Genomic DNA, 6,000 nt, shown 5'->3' on the forward strand with positions numbered 1-6,000 from the left:
ACCGTAATTAGAACCGGAGAACCCAGTGCTTTTGTCTCTCAAGGGAGCATTCCCATCCGCCATCCTGGCGCTCGCAGACGGCACGGTCTTTGTTGGCAACTCGATCGGTGCGCAAGGCACCACGGTTGGTGAAGTCGTTTTCAACACGGCGATCACCGGCTACCAGGAAATCCTCACCGACCCCAGCTACTGCCAGCAGATCGTGACGCTCACGTATCCGCACATCGGCAACTACGGCGTCAACGCAGAGGATGTCGAGGCTGGCAAGGTCCATGCGGCGGGCCTGATCATCAAGAACCTTCCGCTGCTGGCCAGCAACTTCCGCAAGTCCGAGACCCTGCCCGACTACCTCACGCGCAGCGGCACGGTGGCGATTGCCAACATCGACACGCGCAAGCTCACACGGCTGCTGCGCGACAAGGGCGCACAAAACGGCGCCATCGTCGGTTTGGCCGCTGGCGAAGAAGTGACCCAGGCGCGCATCGACGAGGCACTGGCTGCGGCCAAGGCGGCCCCCAGCATGAAGGGCCTGGATCTGGCCCAGGTGGTGAGCGCCGCCCAACAGTACGAATGGACGGAAACCGAGTGGAAGCTGGGCGAAGGCTACGGCCAGCAGCAGGCCCCGCGTTTCCATGTGGTGGCCTATGACTTCGGCGTGAAGTTCAACATCCTGCGCATGCTGGCCGAGCGCGGCTGCAAGCTGACCGTGGTGCCGGCCAAGACGCCCGCCAAGGATGTGCTGGCACTCAACCCCGACGGCGTTTTCCTGTCCAACGGCCCTGGCGACCCGGAGCCCTGCGACTACGCCATTGCCGCGACCAAGGAACTGGTGGAGTCCGGCAAGCCCGTCTTCGGCATCTGCCTGGGTCATCAGATCATGGCCCTGGCCGCTGGCGCCAAGACCTTCAAGATGGCCAACAGCCACCACGGCGCCAACCATCCCGTCAAGGACCTGGACAACGGCCGGGTCAGCATCACCAGCCAGAACCACGGTTTTGCCGTGGAGATGGAGTCCCTGCCCGACACGCTGCGCGCCACGCACATCAGCTTGTTCGACGGCACGCTGCAAGGCCTTGAGCACAAGGACAAGCCTGCGTTCTGCTTCCAGGGCCACCCCGAGGCCTCCCCCGGCCCGCACGATATCGCCTACCTGTTTGACCGCTTCACGGCGCTGATGGAGAAACACAAAAATGCCTAAGCGCACCGACCTCAAAAGCATTCTGATCATTGGCGCCGGTCCCATCGTCATCGGCCAGGCCTGCGAGTTTGACTACTCCGGCGTGCAGGCCTGCAAGGCGTTGCGCGAAGAGGGCTACAAGGTCATCCTGATCAACAGCAACCCTGCCACGATCATGACCGACCCGGCCACGGCCGACGTCACCTACATCGAGCCCATTACCTGGCAGACGGTCGAGAAGATCATCGCCAAGGAGCGTCCCGACGCCATCCTGCCGACCATGGGCGGCCAGACCGCGCTGAACTGCGCGCTGGACCTGTGGCGCAACGGCGTGCTGCACAAATACAAGGTCGAGCTGATCGGCGCAACTCCCGAGGCCATCGACAAGGCCGAGGACCGCCTCAAGTTCAAGGATGCGATGACGCGCATCGGCCTGGGTTCGGCACGCTCGGGCATCGCCCATTCGATGGACGAAGCCTGGGCCGTGCAAAAGGAGATGGGCTTTCCCACCGTCATCCGCCCCAGCTTCACGCTGGGCGGCACGGGCGGCGGCATTGCCTACAACCCCGAAGAGTTCGAGACCATCTGCAAGCGCGGCCTGGAAGCGTCGCCGACCAATGAGCTGCTGATCGAGGAATCGCTGCTCGGCTGGAAGGAGTATGAGATGGAAGTCGTCCGCGACAAGGCGGACAACTGCATCATCATCTGCTCCATCGAGAACCTGGACCCCATGGGCGTGCACACCGGCGACTCGATCACCGTGGCGCCCGCGCAGACGCTGACCGACAAGGAATACCAGATCATGCGCAACGCCTCGCTGGCGGTGCTGCGCGAGATCGGTGTGGACACGGGTGGCTCCAACGTGCAGTTCTCGGTGAATCCGAAGGACGGTCGCATGATCGTCATCGAGATGAACCCGCGCGTGTCGCGTTCCTCGGCGCTGGCCTCCAAGGCCACGGGCTTCCCCATCGCCAAGGTCGCTGCCAAGCTGGCCGTGGGCTATACGCTGGACGAACTCAAGAACGACATCACGGGCGGCAAGACGCCTGCGTCGTTCGAGCCCTCGATCGACTACGTGGTCACCAAGATCCCGCGTTTCGCGTTCGAGAAGTTCCCGGCTGCCGACAACCGCCTGACCACGCAGATGAAGTCCGTGGGCGAGGTCATGGCCATTGGCCGCACCTTCCAGGAATCCTTCCAGAAGGCGCTGCGCGGCTTGGAAGTCGGCGTGGACGGCATGAACGAAAAGACCCAGGACCGCGAGATCCTCGAAAAGGAACTCGGTGAACCAGGTCCGGACCGCATCTGGTATGTGGGTGACGCCTTTGCTGCCGGCTGGACGCTGGACGAAGTGCACAACATCACCAAGATCGACAAGTGGTTCCTCGTGCAGATCGAAGAGATCGTCAAGATCGAACTCGAACTGGACAAGGTCTACGAGGAAAAGGGCGATGCCGCGCTGGCTGCACTGGACGCCACCACGCTGCGCACGCTCAAGCAAAAGGGCTTCTCCGACCGCCGCCTTGCCAAGCTGCTGCACAGCACCGACAAGGCCGTGCGCGAGGCGCGCAAGGCACTGGGCGTGCGCCCCGTGTTCAAGCGCGTGGACACCTGCGCTGCCGAGTTCGCCACCGACACGGCCTACATGTACTCCACCTATGACGAGGAGTGCGAAGCCGAGCCGACGGACAAGAAAAAGATCATGGTGCTGGGCGGTGGCCCGAACCGCATCGGCCAGGGCATCGAGTTCGACTACTGCTGCGTGCATGCCGCGCTCGCCATGCGCGAGGACGGCTATGAAACCATCATGGTCAACTGCAACCCCGAAACCGTGTCCACCGACTACGACACCTCGGACCGCCTGTATTTCGAGCCGCTGACGCTGGAAGACGTGCTCGAAGTCGTGGCTGTCGAGAAGCCGGTCGGCGTCATCGTGCAGTACGGTGGCCAGACGCCCCTGAAGCTCGCCCTGGGCCTGGAAAAGGAAGGCGTGCCCATCATCGGCACCACGCCCGACATGATCGACGCGGCCGAAGACCGCGAGCGCTTCCAGAAGCTGCTGCATGAGCTGGGCCTGCGCCAGCCGCCCAATGCCACGGCCCGTACCGAGCCCGAAGCGCTGGAAAAGGCGGCCGGCCTGGGCTACCCCCTGGTCGTGCGTCCCAGCTATGTGCTGGGTGGCCGTGCCATGGAAATCGTGCATGAGCAGCGCGACCTGGAGCGCTACATGCGCGAAGCCGTCAAGGTCAGCAATGACTCGCCCGTGCTGCTGGACCACTTCCTGTCCAACGCCATCGAGTGCGATGTGGACTGCGTGCGTGACCGCGAAGGCGCCGTCTTCATCGGCGGCGTGATGGAGCACATCGAGCAGGCCGGCGTGCATTCGGGCGATTCCGCCTGCTCGCTGCCGCCTTACTACCTCAAGCCCGAGACCGTGGCCGAGATCAAGCGCCAGACGGCTGCCATGGCCAACGCGCTGAGCGTGGTCGGCCTGATGAACGTGCAGTTCGCCATCAAGGAAACGGCAGATGGCGACGTGATCTACGTGCTGGAAGTCAATCCGCGTGCCTCGCGCACCGTGCCCTTCGTCTCCAAGGCCACGGGCATCCAGCTGGCCAAGGTGGCTGCGCGCTGCATGGCCGGCGACACGCTGGCCCAGCAAGGCATCACCAAGGAAGTCACGCCGCCGTACTTCAGCGTCAAGGAAGCCGTCTTCCCGTTCGTGAAGTTCCCGGGCGTGGACACCATCCTCGGCCCCGAGATGAAGTCCACCGGCGAAGTCATGGGCGTGGGCAAGACCTTTGGCGAAGCCTTCGTCAAGAGCCAGCTGGGCGCCGGCGTGGCACTGCCCACCCAGGGCAAGGTCTTCCTGACCGTGAAGAACGCCGACAAGCCGCGCGCCGTGGCCGTGGCCAAGGAACTGGCTGCCATGGGCTTCGTGCTGTGCGCCACGCGCGGCACGGCAGCGGCCATCTCCGAGGCAGGTATCGAGGTGCAGCTCGTCAACAAGGTGACCGAGGGCCGTCCCCACATCGTGGACATGATCAAGAACGGCGAGATCGCCATGGTCATCAACACGGTGGAAGAGCGCCGCAACGCCATCGCCGACTCGCGAGCCATCCGCACCAGCGCCCTGCTGGCGCGCGTGACCACCTTCACCACCATCTTCGGTGCCGAAGCCGCCGTCGAAGGCATGAAGTCCATGGGCAACATGGATGTGCACTCCGTCCAGGAACTGCACGCCCAGCTGCAAACGGCCTGATCCATGCGCGCTGCCGCCCCTCGTTTCTGACGAGGTGCAGCCGGCGGCACTGTCCGACAGTGCCGCCGGGTTTTCCCACCGAAGCTGGTGGTCAAACGCGGCATAATGGACCACATGACTTGATGAAACCGCCGCGCGGCAACGTGCGGCGGTTTGCTTTTGGGGCGCAGGCCCTGCCGCCATACTGCCGGCCCGCCTGTGCCAAAGAAGCCGCGCAACGCGCGGCGTTTGCTGCACATGGAGACTTTTCAATGGCCACCATTCCCATCACCAAGCGCGGAGCCGAGAAACTCAAGGACGAGCTGCACCGTCTGAAGACCGTGGAGCGTCCTTCCATCATCCAGGCCATCGCCGAGGCCCGTGCCCAGGGCGACCTGAGCGAAAACGCCGAGTACGAGGCCGCCAAGGACCGCCAAGGCTTCATCGAGGGCCGCATTGCCGAGGTAGAGAGCAAGCTGTCCGCAGCCCAGATCATTGATCCCTCCGCCGTGGATGCCGGCGGCCGCGTGGTCTTCGGTGCAACGGTTGAACTCGAAGACGAGGACAGCGGCGACACGGTCAAGTACCAGATCGTCGGCGAGGACGAAGCCGATCTCAAGCTGGGCCTGATCAACGTCTCCAGCCCCATCGCACGCGCGCTGATCGGCAAGGAAGAAGGCGATACCGCTGTCGTGCAGGCACCGGGCGGCGAGCGCCGCTATGAAGTGGTGTCGGTGCGCTACCTCTGATGAGTCGGTGCCTGTGCCTCGATCGTTGAGGAAGGCCTAAGCCCATGAGCAACCTGTACGAGCGCGTTCCCCTGCTGGCTGCTGCCCTGTGGTGGGGTAGCCTGTCGGCCATCGGCTTCATGGCCGTGCCCATGCTGTTCGCCCACTTGCCCACGCCGGCTGTCGCGGGCTTCATGGCTGCCAAGCTATTTGCCGCGCAGACCTGGGTGTCCATCGCCTGCGCGGCCGTGCTGCTGGTCCTGTCCCGGCGCAGCAAGGAGTCGGTCCTGCAGCCCTGGGCCAAGGCCTGCCTGGGCTTTGTGATCGCAGGCATGCTGCTGGCATTTGTCGTCCAGTACGGCGTGTCGCCGCGCATCGTTGCACGCGACAACCTCAAGCTGTGGCACAGCGTGGGCACGGTGATGTATGCGCTGCAGTGGCTGTGTGCGCTCGTCGTGCTGTGGCGCATAGGCCGTTCGTCTCAAGCGAACACCCGGGCCACGGCCTGATCCCGGTCCTGCCGGTTCAGCACCATGCCAAACAAAAACGCCCGCAATGAACTGCACCCCAAAAGTTGGACACCAGTCCAACCTATGGGGTGTTTTTCATGGCGAAGCACGATGAGCGCTTGAAGCTCGAAGTTGTTCAGAAATATTTATCGGGGTCGGCCGGTTACAGGACGCTGGCGCAGCAGTAAGGTGTGAGCCGCTCCTGCCTGCGCGGATGGGTCAACGCCTACCGGGAGCACGGCGAGAGCGCGTTGCGCAAGAAGCGCAGCGAGTACAGCGCGCAGTTCAAGATCTCGGTGCTGCAACGCATGAAGCAGCAGGGGTTATCGCAAACGCAAGTGGCCG

Annotated in this window: 5 protein-coding genes; all 5 read left to right on the forward strand. The window is 63.8% G+C overall.

Features of this window, described 5'->3' with window-relative positions:
• Positions 1-25: 25 nt before the first annotated feature.
• Entirely contained in the window at positions 26-1,198 is a 1,173-nt protein-coding gene (carA, locus tag HFGMBDPB_RS25760; RefSeq protein WP_016447475.1) for a glutamine-hydrolyzing carbamoyl-phosphate synthase small subunit, read from the forward strand.
• A complete protein-coding gene (gene carB / locus HFGMBDPB_RS25765) occupies positions 1,191-4,439 on the forward strand; it encodes a carbamoyl-phosphate synthase large subunit (RefSeq protein WP_016447474.1) in 3,249 nt (1,082 codons plus the stop codon). Before carA ends, carB begins: the two co-directional genes overlap by 8 nt.
• A gap of 251 nt (positions 4,440-4,690) precedes the next feature.
• Complete coding sequence (gene greA, locus HFGMBDPB_RS25770) at positions 4,691-5,167, forward strand: transcription elongation factor GreA (RefSeq protein ID WP_016447473.1); 477 nt, start codon at positions 4,691-4,693, stop codon at positions 5,165-5,167.
• Positions 5,168-5,211: 44 nt separating this feature from the next.
• Positions 5,212-5,655, forward strand: a complete 444-nt coding sequence (locus tag HFGMBDPB_RS25775; protein ID WP_016447472.1) for a DUF4149 domain-containing protein — start codon at positions 5,212-5,214, stop codon at positions 5,653-5,655.
• Between the two features lie 191 nt (positions 5,656-5,846).
• Positions 5,847-6,000 (forward strand): helix-turn-helix domain-containing protein (locus tag HFGMBDPB_RS30100; RefSeq protein WP_502757481.1); only part of this gene is annotated, 154 nt, incomplete at its 3' end.

Source organism: Delftia sp. PE138 (assembly GCF_018320755.1).
Lineage (GTDB): Bacteria > Pseudomonadota > Gammaproteobacteria > Burkholderiales > Burkholderiaceae_C > Comamonas > Comamonas tsuruhatensis.